Origin of the sequence: Rhizobium sp. Root1204, assembly GCF_001424965.1 — a bacterium.
GTDB lineage: Bacteria > Pseudomonadota > Alphaproteobacteria > Rhizobiales > Rhizobiaceae > Pararhizobium.
In genome coordinates this window covers 1-16,046 of the sequence record NZ_LMCZ01000029.1, presented here as the reverse complement: position 1 = coordinate 16,046, position 16,046 = coordinate 1, and the positions used below count along the sequence as shown (strand labels likewise).

Below are 16,046 nucleotides of genomic sequence, written 5' to 3'. Positions count from 1 at the left end.
TGCTCAACATTCCAAGGGAGAAAACTCTTGCTCATGAATGGACTGAATCAAATCAAAGCCTGAACGTCCACCCCTTCCGCACGAAATCGTGGACGGCCTCCTAGGTTTTGCACGGTTCTAACGGAAGGATAGTCGGAACTCGGGTTGGGATAGCACGTGTTGCCAATGGCATTCGGTAAGCATTTTATCAACAACCATGACCGATCGGTTTTCATGAGTGGTGCCCACTGTCGCCTGCTGAAACTGGCTGGAGTGGCGCCCGGTTCGGTATCGATCAGAAGCCCCCGATCAGCCACCGCTTCCAAATCTCGCCGTTGTATGGAACTGTAATGTCGCATCCGAATTTATGGGCAGCGCACAGCAATCATGGACTTCCAATGAATCCGCATCCAAACTTGACGCCCCCGATCGCAGACTTCCTACGCGAGCTTGAAGAAAATCGAAAGAATTTCACCGACGGGATATTTCCCACTGATGGTTGGATCCGCCGCGCTGATGACGGGAACGGCTACATTGTCCGTTTGGTGGATAAGTTCGGTTTAACAATGCAGCACTGTCCAAGCTTTGAGGATGGCTTATTGCTGATGATGAAAACGGCACTTGCATTGACGACAGGACGATACGTCGCACGTCAGGTTGCGCTTAATTTCTACCAAAAATATTTCGATGCCGTTGATTCAAGGCAACCCCGCCGTTTGACGGTAGCCGAGGCAAAGCTATGCGGGCAAGCCAGAAAGATCAGCGAAGCAATGAACGCTTACACTGAGAGCCTGCAAGGTAAGAAGGGCTCTTCAGAAGCTAATCGAGAATTTCACCGCGCCGCCATCCAGGTGGACCGGTTAATCAAACGCGCCAATGTGCTTTACAATGATGTGGTCCGTGAAGCCGCGAAATAAGCGATTGATACCGAGACCCAAGCTCTGCCGAAGCCTACAAACAATTTCCGGCCGGTGCCGCGATGAATCGACTGCGATCAAAGCCTGCTGATCACTGCCGTTGATGTCCATTTAGCCGTGCGAGGTGTGGGCTGTCCAACGATGTTCCAGGATCAGCAATCGCAAGCAATGTCTCGCAAGCATCGCGAAGGCTTGTGATGAACGTATGCACTGAACCGTCAGTAGGGATCCGCCTTTACTTTCGCTGCATCGTCGCATTTCACATACCACCGAGCTTGACGCCACTTGAACACAGGAGTCGATCCTTGAAGTTGGATGAAGCAACGTCAGATCGTGTCCCGGGACGTAGTGTAGCTCAAGCGACCACGGCTCATCCCAGAGGGTCGGATGAGTATCAGCGCGCCACGGCCGGCAAGCCGATGAGAGGATCATCGCTCATCTGACCGATGGTTTCCAGCGTCATGTATCGAGCCCGTTGAACGGCCCACTCATCGTTCTGTTCGAGCAGCAACGCGCCAACGAGCCGGATGATGGTAAGCGATGGGGTGGACGCTCCCACTCAACGGCATCTTCGTGCCAGAATGGTTGTGTTAGAACCATTACAAGCGAGAGCGTCCATGGAAAAGGTTACCATAATCCGCTTGGATTTGGCCAAGAGCATAATTCAAGTTCACGCGGCCAGCGTAGATGGATCGGTGCTTTTTCGGCGGAAGGTTTCAAGCAAGAAGTTGCTTGCCTTCCTGTCGGAGCTTGATCCGTTTATTGTAGCAATGGAGGCGTGTGCCGGGAGCCACCATTGGGGCCGCGAGATTGCCAAGCTTGGGCATCGAATGAAGTTGATCGCGCCACTTTACGTCAAGCCGTTCGTCAAGTTATGGCGAGGTGAGCATAATTTGACTAATCACGAGGTCGTCGTAATGCGGAGGAGCGCGGCCTGATCGCCGGATTTTCGCCGTTCTTGTCAATGGTTCCTCCGCATTATTTCAGAGTGTGTCGAGCCAGGCGAGCACGCTGGCATCGCGCTTCCAGGATGGCTGGCTGCCGGGTGTGGCTGGAACGGTATGGATGCGTTGCGCTGCTCGATCAGCCATTCGTAGAAGAACGCGCGCAGCAGGGCCGGGAACCGGTCAAACTTGCTCATGGCCGCATCTCCTGCACCATGCTGAGGCACGGTGCGCCAACTGCCCGGAACCGCTCATTCGCGTAATGCAGCAGCTCCTGCGTGACGGTGATATAGACCAATGTAGAGTTGATATCCTTATGGCCGAGATAGGTCGCGAGGAACGGCAGGCGATCCTGCGGGTTGATGCCCGTCCGGTACCATTCCAGGATTCTGTTCACGACCATAGAGTGGCGCAGTCATGAACGCGAGGGCCCGGTCACAGACATAGGGGATAATCAAAGAGCAGATGCCGACCCCGATCCCGCAAGCACCAAAAGCGGCATACCCAAGGCATCCAGCGCATCCAGAAATTCGATTGGGATCAAAAAATAAAGGCTGCTGTCATCGCCGCGCCCAGACGCTCCATGCCCTTCGTTGCTCCACCCCTGTGCAATCATGGGCCCAAGCACGATCTAGAGGACAAAGAGACCGAGCCGAGGAGATCGGGGGACCACTGGCCGCCGCCCTTGCCAAGTAGCGAGGGCACGTCAATCGGTAAGTACAACCCCGACGCCTTGGTCAGGCCATTCGCCGAGATGAGATGACGGCGGCCAAGGTATTGAATGTCGCTTCGACGATTTTCATTGTATTGACCCGGAAGCGCAGTCCAGGCTTCCAGCGGTAGACGAAAGACAACTCTTGTCTCTCTTCGATGCCGTGACTGACACGTCCCATGAATCACCAGACAGCGCTTAGCGGCGGAATTTGAGACGGGTGTAGGACCAAAGTCCGACGCCTATAGGACTGAGGTCTGACAGCGGAACTCTCGCCAGCTTAGATCGTTCTGTGCCTAGGAGGCCTTCATGATCTACGAAAAAAGTCCGGCCTGGCAGTACCGATTTTCGCTATCCTGCTCGCGATGGCTGGAATACTGGCCACGCTCTTCGCCATCGGTGGGCCGGACGACCGCCAAAGCGGCCGAGTGTGGGTCTTCCAAAAGCTGGCAACGGCGGCTTCGACCTATGTTGGTCAGGGCGTCTACCGGCCCCGATAGCGTAACCAACGACGAAATCAAATCAAGATGCCAATTAGGCGGAACAAAGGTGGGCAAAACAAGTTCCGCCTGACGCATCAAACAAGGAGGAAAGCATGAAAAAATTGTTCATATCTGCCGTCGCACTGTTCCTCTCAATCTCCGGAATAGCCGTCGCTCAGACAGCGACGGTGACGGTTCCCGGCGAGGTCAGGACTTATGTTCTCGAACAGAAGACACCTTCCGTTACATTTGAAGGCGACTTCGCCGTTGGGACCGCACTGCCTGATACGGTGGAGATCCATACAATCCCCGATCAGGCGGACTACAGCTACGTCATCGTCAATAACAAGCGGGTGCTGGTCAATCCCAAAACCCGTGCTGTGATTGAAGTGATTGAGTAATTAGACGTGCCCAGGCCCGGCTGATGCCGGGCCAAATCGCGTGAGCGACGTTACCGCAGCACACCCCGTGACCGACACGGGCCGGAACCCAACGAGGAAATAACATGCTTGGTACAATTCTCCTGATTGTCTTGGTGCTCTTGCTGATCGGTGCGCTGCCGAGCTGGAGCCATAGCCGCAATTGGGGTTATGGACCTTCAGGTGGCCTCGGGCTGGTCGTCATCATCCTCCTCATCCTTGTCTTGATGGGCCGCATCTGATCGTTCTCCCCTCCAACCTGTCCTAGAAAAGGAACCAATCATGAAGAACATCCTCCTCGCAGCCGTGCTCATCCTTCCGCTCAGCGCTTGCACACAAACCGAAAGGGGCGCCGGCATCGGTGCTGCATCCGGCGCCATCATCGGCGGCGTGGCGACCGGCAATGTACGCGGTGCGGCAGTGGGTGCCGCCGTTGGCGGCGTGGCCGGTGCCCTGATCGGCAATGCTAGTGAGCCCGGCCGCTGTATCTATCGCGACCGCTATGGCCGCCGTTACGAAGCGTCTTGCTGATCGATCGGAAGTTTGCGTCGACCGGCAACTGCGGGGGGGTCGATCATCCCGCTTTGGGGCATCGAATTCTCCTCGATGGAGATCAAGATGAAGGTCCTACCGCTCCTCGTCGTGAGCGTACTGCCTTTAGTTGCTGCCGTCGCTCCAATCGCCTATGCGGAGTTGGAAGCCGAGAATGGCACCGACGTTATTCTGATCCGGCCTTGAGCGACGAAGCATTGCGCGACGCGCTCGCCAGCTTCGCGAAGGACGGTATTGTAACCGACTACACTCTGGAGAGGGCCAAGGATGTCCTTGGTGTAGGACCCGAATTTGGTAAGATCGATCAAATCCACGACACACTTCCGAACCCGGTGCCCTATGCCGCACTGGATACTGCGTACTACATTAGAAACTAATGTGATCAGACGCTGATCAAGCAAGGCTGATCACTGAGGGGTGTCTATGCCGAATACACCGGACGGGCAGTTAGTCACCAGGAATACCGGGGCTGCGACCGCTCTCTACGTCGATAGTGTCATTGCGCCCCTCCTACCACACATGCAAACCAACAACGATCTCAGCGAATTGGTGCAGCGAGCACTCGACGAGACTTTGGCCAGGGCAGACTGGGGAAATGGCTATTGTCGTTTCGTCTGTGGCGTCCCGATGACCAGACCAAAAAACGCCATAAGCAACCAGGATCGTGGCCTTGCAAGCAAATTTCTGACTATATTTCCCTCTGGAATTCCGGGGCCTTCGATGGGAAGGGCAAACCATGCGATTATTGCAGCCGCCAACCCCAGGATCGCCAGCGAACCCAGCCCGAGATGCCAGCTTCCTGTCATTTCCATAAGCAAGGGAGAGGCTTGTGCGCCAAGTGCGCCCCCGCCCAGCAGCGTGGCGGAATAGAGCCCCATGATGGGGCCAGCACGATGCGGGAGCTCCCGTTTGATCATGCCCGGGAAGATCGCCTGGACGATTGCAACACCGAAACCTATCAAGGCCGCGGTGCCCACCATGGCCCATGCGCTGGAAACGAAGTACCGCAAGAGCGTCCCGAAAGTGATAACGGCAAGCGCAAAGACGACCGATGGACGTGCTCCGGCGAGCCGTTGTAGAGCCGGGCCGAGGAATGCGAAGCAACCCATCAGCAGCATCGGCACGAACGTGAGCATCGCAAGGCCATGCGACCCGAGGCCGGTGGCTGCGCGAATGGTCTCGGCAAGTGGCCCGACGCTGGTAATAAACGGGCGAAGATTGAGACCGATAGCCGCGACGGCAATCAAAAAAAACCAACGCGAGCTGTACTGGCCCTGCATGTGTCTGTCCTGTCATCGGCTCTGTTGCCGGCACTGGAGTTTAGGTCCGGATCCCAAACGGACCGAACGAATACCCGAGTGGAACGCCGGCTCGCGGCCGAAGGATGGCTAGGCTATGCGGGCATAATGTTCGAAGCCGACCACTTTCAAGGGCGGCGTCTCATGCCGATAGCCTGGCGGACGTATGGGGCTACCGGACGAGGCGCATGATGCTTTTGCCGGTCGTCGATTTGCCGCAGCCGCTCTCGCCCACCAGCGACAGCGTCTCCTTTTCTCGAAGATCGAAGGACACGTCTTCGACCGCGTGAACGTTGGCGACGACACGCTGGAACATGCCTTGCCGGACAGCAAAGCGCGTCACAAGATTGCGGACGCTGAGGACTATCTCCGGACTGACCGCATGCCCGGGCTGCGGTGTCGCAGTCTCAACCACGCTTAGCGGGCCACATTCCAGCCGGTTGCTGAGCTTTGGCGCCGCATCGAGCAGACGGCGAGTATACTCATGCTGGGGCGCATTGAAGATGGCATGGACATCGCCGCTTTCCACCACTTCACCGCGCAGCATGACCACGACCTTGTCGGCGATCTCGGCCACGACACCCATGTCATGGGTGATCAGGAGAATGGCCATGCCGGTCTCACGTTGAATGGCCTTCAGAAGCGCAAGAATTTCGGCCTGCACAGTCACGTCCAATGCAGTCGTCGGCTCATCCGCGATGAGCAGGTCCGGCTTGCACAGGATGGCCATGGCGATCATGACCCGCTGGCGCATGCCGCCCGACAATTCGTGCGGATATTGTTTCAACCCGCGCACGGGTTCGGGGATACGCACTTGCTCCAGTGCGCTCAGTGCGATCTTGCCGGCCTCAGCCTTGCTGGCCTTGCGATGTTTGACTACCACCTCGCACAATTGCTGGCCGATGGTCAGCACGGGGTTGAGAGACGTCATCGGCTCCTGGAAGATCATGGCAACACGGTCACCCCGCACGGCCTGCATGCGTGCTTCGCCAAGGGCCAGGAGATCGGTCTCGACACCCGGCCCTTCGCTCAGCATGGCACGACCGCGCACGATCTGCGCACCCATGAACTCGACCAGCCGCATGATGGATTTGGCCGTAACCGATTTACCCGATCCTGACTCTCTAACGATCGCCACGACCTCGCCGCGGCCGATGGCCAAGTCGATGCCCTTGACGGCAAGCGGACCATCCGGCACGCCACGAAACTTCAAGGCTCTAAGATGGTTCGTTCCTCCAAAACTCGACAGCTCGCACAGGCGCTAAAGTCGCCGAAAGGTGCCTTCAGCCATGCGATAGAAAGATTCTCTGCCGATTGGCACAATGAAGGATGGATGCAGAATGAGTGACGCGGGCAACGGTGATTACCAGCAGGAAACAACGGGCACTCGCTCGCGCAACGCCCAGGCGACGCGGAAATCCATCCTCGAAGCGGGAATAGTGGAGTTCTGCGAACACGGCCTGAGCGGCGCCAGCACCGACCGCATCGTCGAGCGCGCGGGATGCAATATCCGGATGCTTTACCACTATTTCCAGAGCAAGGAGCTGCTCTACAAGGCCGCGCTCCAGGACGACGACGACCTGCGCAGCAAGGAGGCCGGGCTCAACATTTTGGACCGCGACCCGGTGGCAGGAATCGCGGCGCTGACCGCCTTTACCTTCGATTACATGGCGGCAACGCCTGCCTTTATCAAAATGGTTCTGGCAGAGAACCTGTTGCAGGGAGAGTTCATCCGCACGATAGTGAGCATACCACGATCGTCGCGGCCGCTGATCGGCTCCATCCAGACACTGCTTGATCGAGGCGAAGCCAGTGGCGAGATCCCGCCGGGCATCGACGCCATGCAACTCTACATATCGATTGTCGCGTTGAGCTTTATTCACATCTCCAGCCGCTACACGCTGTCGGTCACATTCGGCGTTGACCTGTCCTCGGACGGGATCGTCACCGAACGACGGCAGCATGTCGTCGACCTGATTGGTCAACGCCAGCTCGCCTTGCGGTTTAAGCATCCACCAACGTCCGGCGCAGACTGGCATCCAGGGACACAATATAAGCGCGCGGCCGCGCTGGACCCATCAGGAGAGCCGCAGGAGGTCAACTGCCGGAGGACGTTACGAGCATCCGAAATGCACCTCGGCGATATCGGCGATATGCTTGCCGATCGGCAGCGCCGAGGTGGCTGCAGGGGATGGGGCGTTGAGCACGTGAACCGTGCGGGCCGTGCGTTCAATCAGAAAGTCATGCAGCAGGCGGCCGTCGCGGCTGACCGCCTGGGCGCGGATGCCAGCGGGATGCGGATGCAGATCCGCCAGCTCGAGCTCTGGGCAATAACGTTGGCACAGCGCAAGGTATCGGCGGCGGCTGAGCGAATTGGCCATCTCACCCAATCCATAGCGCATGTTGTTTGCAATGACCTGGCGAAACCCGGGGAAACGAACCATCTCCCAGAGATCCCGGGGATTGATGTTGCCGAAACTGTAGCCATTGCGGGCAAAGGCCAGCACGGCGTTGGGGCCGACCGTCACGAACCCGCCGATCATCGGCGTCAGATGCACCCCAAGGAATGGCAGGGATGGTTCCGGGATGGGATAAATAAGGTGTTCGACGATGCGGTTCTTATCTGCACCGAGGCGAAAATACTCGCCGCGGAAGGGAACAATCACAATATCCTTGGCAAGGCCGCACATTCGCGCCAGACGGTCTGCGTTGACGCCGGCACAGACAATCACATGGCGGGCAGTGAGCAGCATTCCCGTGTCGAGCGTAATCTCCACGCCGCCTGCTTGCTCATCGATGCGGGTAACGTCAACATCGGTCATGATCGTGCCATCGGCTTCGAGAAGAAGCGCACCCATGCGCCGCGTCACTTCGCCATAATCGACGATCCCCGAGGCTGGAATGAAAAGAGCTGCGACACCGGCAATATGTGGTTCGCGTTCCGTCAACTCAGCCTTGCTGACCCGATGGACCTCAAGCCCGTTGGCGACGGCACGCTCGTGGAGCTTTTCCATGCGCGGCAACTCTTCTAGGCTGGTGGCCACGAGCATTTTGCCACGCTGTTCGAAGCGAATGCCATAGTCCTTGCAGAACTGCATCGTCGCAGCACTGCCCTGCCGGCAGAATTGTGCTTTCAGGCTGCCAGGTTCATAATAAACGCCGGCATGGATGACACCGCTGTTGCGCCCGGTCTGATGACTGGCAAGCATCGACTCCTTTTCCAAGACGGCAACGGTAAGGCCGGGAAATCGTTGTGACATCTGCATGGCTGTCGATAACCCGACAATGCCACCCCCGATCACCACGACATCAAAATCCGCCACGCGCTCGAAACTCATTCTGCCCGTTCCTGTCGTATCCGCAGAAAGCCTTTTCTTGCTACACCAATGACCGCTTCAGTGCCACGCGCCGCGCGTATCGTAGATAACTTTGCCCGCCAGGCGCGTGTGCCTCATGGCCTTGAATGGTTCGTGCTCGACGAGAAGTACCACGATGTCCGCACGCTCCACCGCCTGATACGCACCCTCAAGGTGGAGATTATCATACTTGGACAACAATCCTGGCATAGCGCTGACATAGGGATCCGCTACAAGAATCTCCACATCCGGCAGCGCCTGTGCAATGAGCCCGACGACTTCTATAGCGGGGCTTTCGCGCACATCATCGACATTTGCCTTGAAGGTCAGGCCCAGGCAGGCAACCGTCGGCGAACGGAACCGTTTTGCCTTCTCCACAACCTGTCCGGCGACGTGGTGCGGCCGATGATCGTTGACCTCGCGTGCCGTGCGGATCAAGCGTGACAACTGGGGTGCCGCGGAAACGATGAACCAGGGATCGACCGGGATGCAATGCCCGCCGACACCCGGTCCCGGGCTGAGAATGTTGACCCGCGGATGCCGGTTGGCCAGGCGGATGACTTCCCAGACGTCGATATGAAGGCTTTCGCTGATCAGGGAGATTTCATTGGCGAAAGCAATGTTGACATCGCGATAGGCATTTTCCACCAGCTTGGCCATTTCGGCGCTTGCCGCATCGGTCAAGAGGATCTCGCCCTGAGCGAACAGGCGGTAAATGGACGCTGCCTTCTCCGCGCATCTGGGCGTCAAACCTCCGACGACGCGGTCGTTGGTGATCATCTCGATCATGATGCGGCCGGGAAGAACGCGCTCGGGGCAATGTGCAACAAATATGTCGGCGCCGGTTTCGCCATCACGCGGCATTCTCAGGTCCGGGCGCAGGGCTCCGATCCAGTCTCCGACTTTCTGTGTAGTTCCAGGAGGGGACGTGGACTCAAGAACGACAATGTTTCCGGGTTTCAGCCTTGGAGCGATCTGCTCCGCAGCGGCTTTCACATAGGACAGGTCAGCGGTCCGGTCCTCGTTGAACGGCGTCGGAACGGCGATGATGAAGGCTTCCGCTTCCGGGGTCTCCGTCGTCGCGGTCAGCCGGCCCATGGCGACGGCACCGCTGACAGCCACGGCCAGATCCGGTTCGACAAACGGTACTTCCCCGCGCGACAGGGCTGCGACGGTGGCCGGATTTATGTCGACACCGATCACATCGACGCCGCGCGTCGCGATCGCCACAGCCGTGGGCAACCCGATATATCCCATGCCGAGAATGGCAACTCTGCTCTTGAATACGTCACTCATCGGCAATGCTCCGAAGTTGCTTTTCTGGCATAATGGACTTGGCGGGCGCCACATTCCGGTTCGCGCCAAACCTGAATGCACGCGCGGGGTGAAACAGTTCACGGGCGGTGAGCTGGACGAAGCTGGTATTGGTCTTCAGGTAGCGCCACATCAGCCGGCGCGGCTCCTGCAGCAATCTGTACGCCCATTCCATTCCGGCTTTCTGCCAGGCGACCGGCGCACGTTTAGTCAGACCGGCCATAATATCAAAAGAGCCGCCGACGCCATGCAGCACTGGGACGTTGAGCAACGAGCCATAGGAGCCCAGAAATATTTCCTTCTTGGGCGATGTCATTCCCAGAAAGAGCATATCGGCACCGGAATCTCGAATATCGGCGGCGATCTGGCCTGCTTCTGCGGCTTCATAATATCCATGGTGGCTGTAGACGATCCTCAAGCCGGGAAAACGCTGTGCGATAACACGCCGCATTTCCTTCAAAATCTCGGGCTTCGCGCCCAGCAGTGCAATGGACCGGTCGTCGCGATGGGCAAGAAAAAGAAGACGCGTGAAGATATCGATGCCTGCCACCCGTTCCGGCAAAGGCCGACCGAGCAACTTGCTTGCCCACACGATGGATTGACCATCCGCCAGCAAGAGATCGCATCCCATCAGGGATTCGCGCAGGAGTGAATTCCTGTGAAGTTCGACAATTTTTGCCGCATTGAGCACCCCCAGAAGGATTGGCCGGCGTGTTGTAAGCGCCGTGCGGCATCGCTCGATGACATCGTCCATGCGCATGGCGTCCATATACATGCCGAACAGAAGTTGACGCTGCCCTTGCATATCAAATCTCCTTGGACACTGCAGGCATCTCCCCTGCCGGGCTAAGGGAAAGCTGTGCGACCACGCCTCCCGAAAGCCACGCATACATCAACCAGCCGAGTTCATAGGGCCGGCATTCATAATCCACACAGATCGGCGGGAAGAGCCTATCAAGGCCGGGAACATGCAACCCCGGCATCAGAGCCGTCGTCAGGGCGGATATCGCCCTGACTATCTTGCGGGGTTCGCGGCGCCCCACCTTGCGCCAGATCACACCTTTTTCCGCTGCGACGAGCGGCGTCGAAACCTCAGGGTGCTCGTCGAGCCACCGCATGCCTTTGATGATCGCTTGCGAGTGGTCGGTGCCCCCGGCCTCCCGGAGCTCGAGCAGCGCCATCGGGGCCATCGCGTGCTGATGAACGCTGTAAACCGGATAGCCCTCGACGACACCGCCGTTGCGCGTATCGTAATGCCACCACCATTGGCCGGCCGGACCCTGCAGCGCGCAAATGCGCTCTGCACAGGCTTCCGCTGCCGACAGAGCTTCGATGTTCGGCTGTGCCGCATGAAGACGGGAAAATGCCTGTATCGGGTAAACCTGATCGGCAAAACACCCGATATGAGCCCGGAAACGCCCGCTGGCCGATGCGGGAAGCATATGTGGAAACAGGCCGGACGAGGACCGTCCCGACATCAGCCTTTTCGTTGCCAGGGAAACGACGTCGCGTGTGTCGCCGAATTGCCGCGCGGCCAGGCCGGCACTCAATGCCCATGCGCAGTCTACAGTCGCAATGGACGTATCTGAAGCGAGTATCTGTACCAGCTGGCGAAACAGCGGCATTGAATGGAACCGCCCAGCCTCTGCTGCGGCCCAGGCAGCAAGCGCCACCGCGCCCATATCGGCGGACGTCGTGGCACGAACCACACACGCATTTGCAAGATCGAGTACCGTATTGCCGCCCAGTATCTGTTGCTGTGTGGTTCTGTCGACTTGGGACAGTCCAAGCGCGGCGATGGCGGTATAGCGGAGGCTGTCTCCTTCAAGATGTTCCGTCCAGCGCAAATCTGATTTGACCGCTCGCAATGTGTGCCCGAACGCGCCGCCCCGGTGCATGCGTGGCAAGCCCCGCTTTGCAATCTTCAAAAAGCGGCTGGCCTGGGTTCTTGTCTGAGGCGAAACTGATCCAAAGGCCTCCAACCGGTCAAGCGTGTCCAGTCCGGTTTGCTCAACGGCAGGCGGGTGCTGTCCGATGCTGTCCAGTGCTGTATTTCGGGCTCTCGATGGCAATGAATGCTTAAAATCAATCGGCATGAAAGCTCCTGATAACTTGCCGCCGAACGAAAAGGCAGTTGACCAAAGATCGGCGCAAAGACGCTGGAAATTCCTATCAAAATCGTCGGTTGCTGTAGACATGCTAGAAAATCCTGACAGATATGCCAGCGCACTCAAAGACTTACAAAAGCGCCATCGGACCATGCAGGCACCGGTCCCGGCATGCACCGATAGTATTACCCGGGCGGGCCATCATTCGGCTTTGGGATGAGCGCAGGGCTGGACGGGACTTATCCTCTACCTCTCTCTGCAGTGTTTCAGCGCCAACCCTTTTCCAATAGGAATTGCAGAACTCCCGCTCGCGGGTCTCGCCAGACATGAGGGCGCGAAATGGATGGTTCGATAAAGCAAAGAGAGCCTTTGGTTGACGGCAGGATCGAACCAGGCTCCGTGGGCGCGCGAAAACTCTCGGTCGTCACCGTTGCCTATAACAGCGCTTCGGTGCTGCCAGGCTTGCTGGATTCTCTTCGCGCGGGTCTTGAAGGCATTGAGCAATATGAAGTGATTGTCGTCGATAATGACAGTCACGATCATTCTGTCGAACTCGCGGCTGCGCACGAAATCGGGGCGAGAGTCATCGTAACCGGCCGCAATGGCGGCTATTCCGCAGGGATCAACGCAGCCACCGCGACGATTGATTCCTCTTCGGATCTGCTTGTTCTCAATCCGGACATCCGTCTGCAACCCGGCTCGATAAGCCGCTTGTACGCAGGCATAAACAGTTCTTCGGTTGGGGTGGCTGTGCCGCAGGTCCGCGGTGAGGACGGTGTTGTCGCCAAATCCATTCGCCGTGAGCCATCGATAACAACGGCGTGGTCCGAAGCGCTGCTTGGAGGAACACTAGCCGCCCGAATGGGATTGGGTGAAATCGTCGATAAGGCTTCATTGTACCGGGATGGCGGACGTATCGAATGGGCCACCGGTGCTATCTTGCTGGTCACGGCCCATGCCCGCGCAGTGATTGGCGACTGGGATGACAGCTTCTTCCTCTACAGTGAGGAGGTCGACTATCTTCAGCGCGTTCGAGCTGCAGGACTGGATGTGGTCTATATTCCCTCGTCTCAGGCCGTCCATATTGGCGGGGATTATCACAGCAGCGATTTTCTCACCGCGCTCATGACGACCAATCGCATCAAATACTACCGTCGCCATCACGGCGCATTCGCCTCGGCATTGTTCCGATCGGGCATCATCGCCGGAGAAGCGATGCGCATGGCGATGAAATCGGGCCATCGCGCTGCCGCGTTGAGCGCTGCACTCGGCCGTTAGCCGCGCCCAGCTCGCGGCCACGCGGGCAGTTCAGAACTCTTGTTCGGGCTCACCAGCGAATCACGCGGCGGACCAACCTCTATACTCCCCTTCAATTTCTGTATTTTTTGGCATGCTTGGTAAGCAGCCCGCGGCCGAAAACGCGGTTGATCCAACCGTTCATAAATCCCTATGGTTGCGTAGAATAAATTTTCTAAAAAAAAGATACGAGCTTTTCCTCGCCTGCGGCGTCATTGAGCTTCTGAAATTCTTCAGCAATTTTTTGCAAGTCTTTTCAGAGGGATTGCCACACGTCAGGTTGTATTTTTGCGTAACGATTTAAAAAACCTGCGATATTTTAATTTCCGTTGAATGGCCAGAAATTTGGCAAGCATATCAAACGGAAGCGGCATTTTAAGGATTTTGCGGCAATATTAAGTCTGAAATTAGGCACCTTGCCCCAATATACCGGGTTAATTTTAACCTCGTTGCGCCATCTTAAAAGTTGCATTACTTCTCGCTGTTATAAGCTTGGCTTACCTAAAAAGAGGTAGCCGGCTTACCCGTAATACTATCTTGAAACGGGGTTAACGGCTGAGGAGAAAGGCGATAGCACAGTGGCACGAACACTACTGAACACAACCACCAGCGGTTTTTTGACTGAGGATGCCATTCAGGCGAATTCTCTCGACGTCATTGATCTGAACAAGGCGAGCGAGGATCAGCAATCAACGGTTCCATCCAAGACCACGTTCAATGACTCTGCCCATCTCGGCGATCACGAGGTGATGGAGGGGTTTAGCGCTCGTGACGTTGGCGATGAGAGCACTACCGCTGAACAGAATTCACTTCACTTCCTCAACAATTCATCATCCCAGGCAAATGCTGTCAGCTCTGAAAGTAGCTGGAGCGGCATCTCCAAGGCCGGCATGGCCGGCACGGCGATCGAAGCCGAGGAAACCGTCGGCGCTCCACCCGTGTTGAAATCCGCAGCCGCTATGAGCGCGTCGGCAAGCACCAGCGCGGCCACCGTTTCTTCCGCAGCCGGCACGAATGCCCCTACAGCGACAGCATTGACAGCAGCGACAGCAGCGACAGCAGCGACAGCAGCGACAGCAGCGACAGCAGCGACAGCAGCGACAGCAGCGACAGCAGCGACAGGGTTTCCCGACGAGACCAATACCGGCGTCAAGGCCGGAGTCCCGATGACGAAATATACGGGCTCGCTTCATATTACGACGGACAACGCCGTCATCAGCAATATGGAAGTGACTGGTGATATCATCATCGATGCCAAGAATGTTACGCTGAGCAACATCAAGCTCATCTCCAATACGGAGTGGCATGTCCTCAGGGTCATGGATGATGCGACCGGCTTTACGCTCAAGGACAGCGAAATCGACGGGCGTGGCTTGAGCGATAATGGCGTTTACGGCCATGGGACGTTCTTGCGCAACAACATTCATGATGTCGAGAACGGCATGACCCTGTGGGGGCCTTCCTCCGTTCAAGACAATTACATTCACAACCTTCGGAATGGAAAAGCAGACCCGCACTACGACGGCATTCAAGTCAACGGCGGGCGCGATATCGATTTCATCCACAACACGATCATCAACGACCACAACCAGACAGCCGCCTTGATGCTGGAAAACACCTTCGGTGGCCTCGCCAACATCACGGTCGACAACAACCGATTGGTGGGTGGCGGCTATACCGTCTATCTCGACGGGCGTAAAGGCGGCGGTGCCGTTGTTGAAAACACGATCAAGATTACCAACAACCAGATCGGCGGCGGCTACTGGGGCGATTTTTCGCTATATGGCAGCAAGCCGATCCTATCCGGCAACACGGGTCTGAGCACGGTGCCGCAGCCTCCCGTTCCTACTGGCGCGACAAGCGGGGATGACATTCTCACCGGCACGGCAGGGATCGACTCGATTGACGGCCTTGCCGGTAACGACACCATCAGCGGCCTTGCTGGCAACGACACGCTCAAGGGCGGGGCGGGCAACGACATCCTCGATGGTGGTGCAGGCGCAGACAAGCTTGATGGCGGAACAGGAACCGACACCGCGTCCTATGCGAGCGCGAAGACTGGAGTGACCGTCAGCCTTGTCAACCCCGCCATCAACACCCACCATCAGCGGCCTTGCTGGCAACGACACGCTCAGGGCGGGGCGGGCAACGACATCCTCGATGGTGGTGCAGGCGCAGACAAGCTTGATGGCGGAACAGGAACCGACACCGCGTCCTATGCGAGCGCGAAGACTGGCGTGACCGTCAGCCTCATCAATCCTGCCATCAACACTGGCGATGCCAAGGGTGACACCTTTGTGTCGATCGAGCAGGTGACCGGTTCAAGCTTTGCCGACAAGCTCTACGGCAATGGTAGCGCCAATGTGCTTACCGGCGGGGCGGGCAATGACGTCCTGGACGGCGGTGCAGGTGCCGACAAGCTTGATGGCGGAGCAGGAACCGATACGGCGTCCTATGCAAGCGCGACAGCTGGCGTGACCGCCAGTCTTGCCAATGCCGCGATCAACACGGGCGATGCCAAGGGCGACACCTATGTGTCGATCGAGCAGCTGACCGGGTCGAACTACGCCGACAAGCTTTACGGCAATGCTGGCGCCAACCTGCTCAGTGGTGGTGGGGGCAATGACATCCTCGACGGCGGTGCAGGCAATGATGTCCTGGACGGCGGT

At 57.6% G+C, this 16,046-nt stretch carries 17 protein-coding genes and 3 pseudogenes; 11 read left to right on the top strand and 9 right to left on the bottom strand.

From position 1 onward, the window contains the following. The first annotated feature begins 329 nt into the window (after window positions 1-329). A complete protein-coding gene (locus ASC96_RS20795) occupies window positions 330-896 on the top strand; it encodes a hypothetical protein (protein WP_156397693.1) in 567 nt (188 codons plus the stop codon). Between the two features lie 394 nt (window positions 897-1,290). On the opposite strand, the pseudogene ASC96_RS32910 reads toward ASC96_RS20795, so the two are convergent. After that, window positions 1,291-1,428 (bottom strand): annotated as a pseudogene (locus tag ASC96_RS32910) (IS256 family transposase); the annotation flags it as partial. Between the two features lie 85 nt (window positions 1,429-1,513). On the opposite strand from ASC96_RS32910, the gene ASC96_RS20790 reads away from it, so the two are divergent. After that, window positions 1,514-1,834: an IS110 family transposase gene (locus ASC96_RS20790; RefSeq protein WP_060505027.1), complete on the top strand. Its 321-nt coding sequence runs from the start codon at window positions 1,514-1,516 to the stop codon at window positions 1,832-1,834. A gap of 23 nt (window positions 1,835-1,857) precedes the next feature. On the opposite strand, the gene ASC96_RS33465 is transcribed toward ASC96_RS20790, so the two are convergent. After that, entirely contained in the window at window positions 1,858-2,037 is a 180-nt protein-coding gene (locus ASC96_RS33465; RefSeq protein WP_200956646.1) for a hypothetical protein, read from the bottom strand. Then, window positions 2,034-2,243 (bottom strand): hypothetical protein, encoded by a 210-nt coding sequence (locus ASC96_RS20785; protein ID WP_060505026.1) that lies wholly within the window; start codon window positions 2,241-2,243, stop codon window positions 2,034-2,036. Before ASC96_RS20785 ends, ASC96_RS33465 begins: the two co-directional genes overlap by 4 nt. A gap of 599 nt (window positions 2,244-2,842) precedes the next feature. Between ASC96_RS20785 and ASC96_RS34040 the strand changes: the two genes are divergently transcribed. The 6 genes and pseudogenes from ASC96_RS34040 to ASC96_RS34035 form a co-directional block, all read left to right on the top strand. Continuing rightward, window positions 2,843-3,052, top strand: coding sequence for a hypothetical protein (locus ASC96_RS34040; RefSeq protein ID WP_082512208.1), 210 nt, complete (start codon window positions 2,843-2,845; stop codon window positions 3,050-3,052). 95 nt (window positions 3,053-3,147) lie between these two features. Further along, a complete protein-coding gene (locus tag ASC96_RS20780; RefSeq protein ID WP_060505025.1) occupies window positions 3,148-3,435 on the top strand; it encodes a DUF1236 domain-containing protein in 288 nt (95 codons plus the stop codon). A 104-nt stretch (window positions 3,436-3,539) separates the two neighbouring features. Continuing rightward, window positions 3,540-3,695, top strand: a complete 156-nt coding sequence (locus ASC96_RS32130) for a DUF3309 family protein (RefSeq protein WP_082512207.1) — start codon at window positions 3,540-3,542, stop codon at window positions 3,693-3,695. A gap of 40 nt (window positions 3,696-3,735) precedes the next feature. Beyond that, window positions 3,736-3,984 (top strand): glycine zipper domain-containing protein, encoded by a 249-nt coding sequence (locus tag ASC96_RS20775; protein ID WP_060505024.1) that lies wholly within the window; start codon window positions 3,736-3,738, stop codon window positions 3,982-3,984. A 203-nt stretch (window positions 3,985-4,187) separates the two neighbouring features. Then, the gene (locus ASC96_RS20765; RefSeq protein ID WP_060505022.1) at window positions 4,188-4,382 is read left to right on the top strand and encodes a hypothetical protein; all 195 of its coding nucleotides are present in this window, start codon (window positions 4,188-4,190) and stop codon (window positions 4,380-4,382) included. Window positions 4,383-4,428: 46 nt separating this feature from the next. Beyond that, window positions 4,429-4,634: pseudogene (locus ASC96_RS34035) on the top strand (hypothetical protein); the annotation flags it as partial. Here ASC96_RS34035 and ASC96_RS32900 read toward each other — a convergent pair. Next, window positions 4,605-5,285 (bottom strand): MFS transporter, encoded by a 681-nt coding sequence (locus ASC96_RS32900; protein ID WP_060505021.1) that lies wholly within the window; start codon window positions 5,283-5,285, stop codon window positions 4,605-4,607. The pseudogene ASC96_RS34035 and the gene ASC96_RS32900 sit on opposite strands and share 30 nt — an antisense overlap. A gap of 190 nt (window positions 5,286-5,475) precedes the next feature. Continuing rightward, window positions 5,476-6,501, bottom strand: coding sequence for an ATP-binding cassette domain-containing protein (locus ASC96_RS34305; protein ID WP_162246383.1), 1,026 nt, complete (start codon window positions 6,499-6,501; stop codon window positions 5,476-5,478). 124 nt (window positions 6,502-6,625) lie between these two features. On the opposite strand from ASC96_RS34305, the pseudogene ASC96_RS34025 reads away from it, so the two are divergent. Further along, a pseudogene (locus tag ASC96_RS34025) lies at window positions 6,626-7,270 on the top strand (TetR family transcriptional regulator); the annotation flags it as partial. A gap of 147 nt (window positions 7,271-7,417) precedes the next feature. On the opposite strand, the gene lhgO reads toward ASC96_RS34025, so the two are convergent. The 4 genes from lhgO to ASC96_RS20730 all read right to left on the bottom strand — a co-directional run bounded on the left by lhgO (window position 7,418) and on the right by ASC96_RS20730 (window position 12,207). Beyond that, entirely contained in the window at window positions 7,418-8,626 is a 1,209-nt protein-coding gene (gene lhgO, locus ASC96_RS34020; RefSeq protein ID WP_244482234.1) for an L-2-hydroxyglutarate oxidase, read from the bottom strand. Between the two features lie 72 nt (window positions 8,627-8,698). Continuing rightward, window positions 8,699-9,955, bottom strand: coding sequence for a UDP-N-acetyl-D-mannosamine dehydrogenase (gene wecC / locus ASC96_RS20740; RefSeq protein WP_060505017.1), 1,257 nt, complete (start codon window positions 9,953-9,955; stop codon window positions 8,699-8,701). After that, window positions 9,948-10,778, bottom strand: a complete 831-nt coding sequence (locus tag ASC96_RS20735; RefSeq protein WP_060505016.1) for a WecB/TagA/CpsF family glycosyltransferase — start codon at window positions 10,776-10,778, stop codon at window positions 9,948-9,950. The genes wecC and ASC96_RS20735 overlap by 8 nt, the downstream gene beginning before the upstream one ends. 1 nt (window position 10,779) lies before the next feature. Then, entirely contained in the window at window positions 10,780-12,207 is a 1,428-nt protein-coding gene (locus ASC96_RS20730) for a hypothetical protein (protein ID WP_244482232.1), read from the bottom strand. A 213-nt stretch (window positions 12,208-12,420) separates the two neighbouring features. On the opposite strand from ASC96_RS20730, the gene ASC96_RS20725 reads away from it, so the two are divergent. Beyond that, entirely contained in the window at window positions 12,421-13,359 is a 939-nt protein-coding gene (locus ASC96_RS20725; protein ID WP_082512205.1) for a glycosyltransferase family 2 protein, read from the top strand. Window positions 13,360-13,955: 596 nt separating this feature from the next. Then, window positions 13,956-16,046: calcium-binding protein (locus ASC96_RS34015; protein ID WP_244482230.1), on the top strand; the 2,091-nt coding region annotated here is incomplete at its 3' end.

What these genes read in the sequence shown, in the direction of transcription:
- ASC96_RS20780 (WP_060505025.1), top strand. Translation starts at nt 3,148, where the DNA reads ATGAAAAAATTGTTCATATCTGCCGTCGCACTGTTCCTCTCAATCTCC.
- ASC96_RS20790 (WP_060505027.1), top strand. Translation starts at nt 1,514, where the DNA reads ATGGAAAAGGTTACCATAATCCGCTTGGATTTGGCCAAGAGCATAATT.
- wecC (WP_060505017.1), bottom strand. Translation starts at nt 9,955, where the DNA reads ATGAGTGACGTATTCAAGAGCAGAGTTGCCATTCTCGGCATGGGATAT.
- ASC96_RS20795 (WP_156397693.1), top strand. Translation starts at nt 330, where the DNA reads ATGTCGCATCCGAATTTATGGGCAGCGCACAGCAATCATGGACTTCCA.
- ASC96_RS20735 (WP_060505016.1), bottom strand. Translation starts at nt 10,778, where the DNA reads ATGCAAGGGCAGCGTCAACTTCTGTTCGGCATGTATATGGACGCCATG.
- ASC96_RS32900 (WP_060505021.1), bottom strand. Translation starts at nt 5,285, where the DNA reads ATGCAGGGCCAGTACAGCTCGCGTTGGTTTTTTTTGATTGCCGTCGCG.
- ASC96_RS20775 (WP_060505024.1), top strand. Translation starts at nt 3,736, where the DNA reads ATGAAGAACATCCTCCTCGCAGCCGTGCTCATCCTTCCGCTCAGCGCT.
- ASC96_RS20725 (WP_082512205.1), top strand. Translation starts at nt 12,421, where the DNA reads ATGGATGGTTCGATAAAGCAAAGAGAGCCTTTGGTTGACGGCAGGATC.
- ASC96_RS33465 (WP_200956646.1), bottom strand. Translation starts at nt 2,037, where the DNA reads ATGAGCAAGTTTGACCGGTTCCCGGCCCTGCTGCGCGCGTTCTTCTAC.
- ASC96_RS20785 (WP_060505026.1), bottom strand. Translation starts at nt 2,243, where the DNA reads ATGGTCGTGAACAGAATCCTGGAATGGTACCGGACGGGCATCAACCCG.
- ASC96_RS32130 (WP_082512207.1), top strand. Translation starts at nt 3,540, where the DNA reads ATGCTTGGTACAATTCTCCTGATTGTCTTGGTGCTCTTGCTGATCGGT.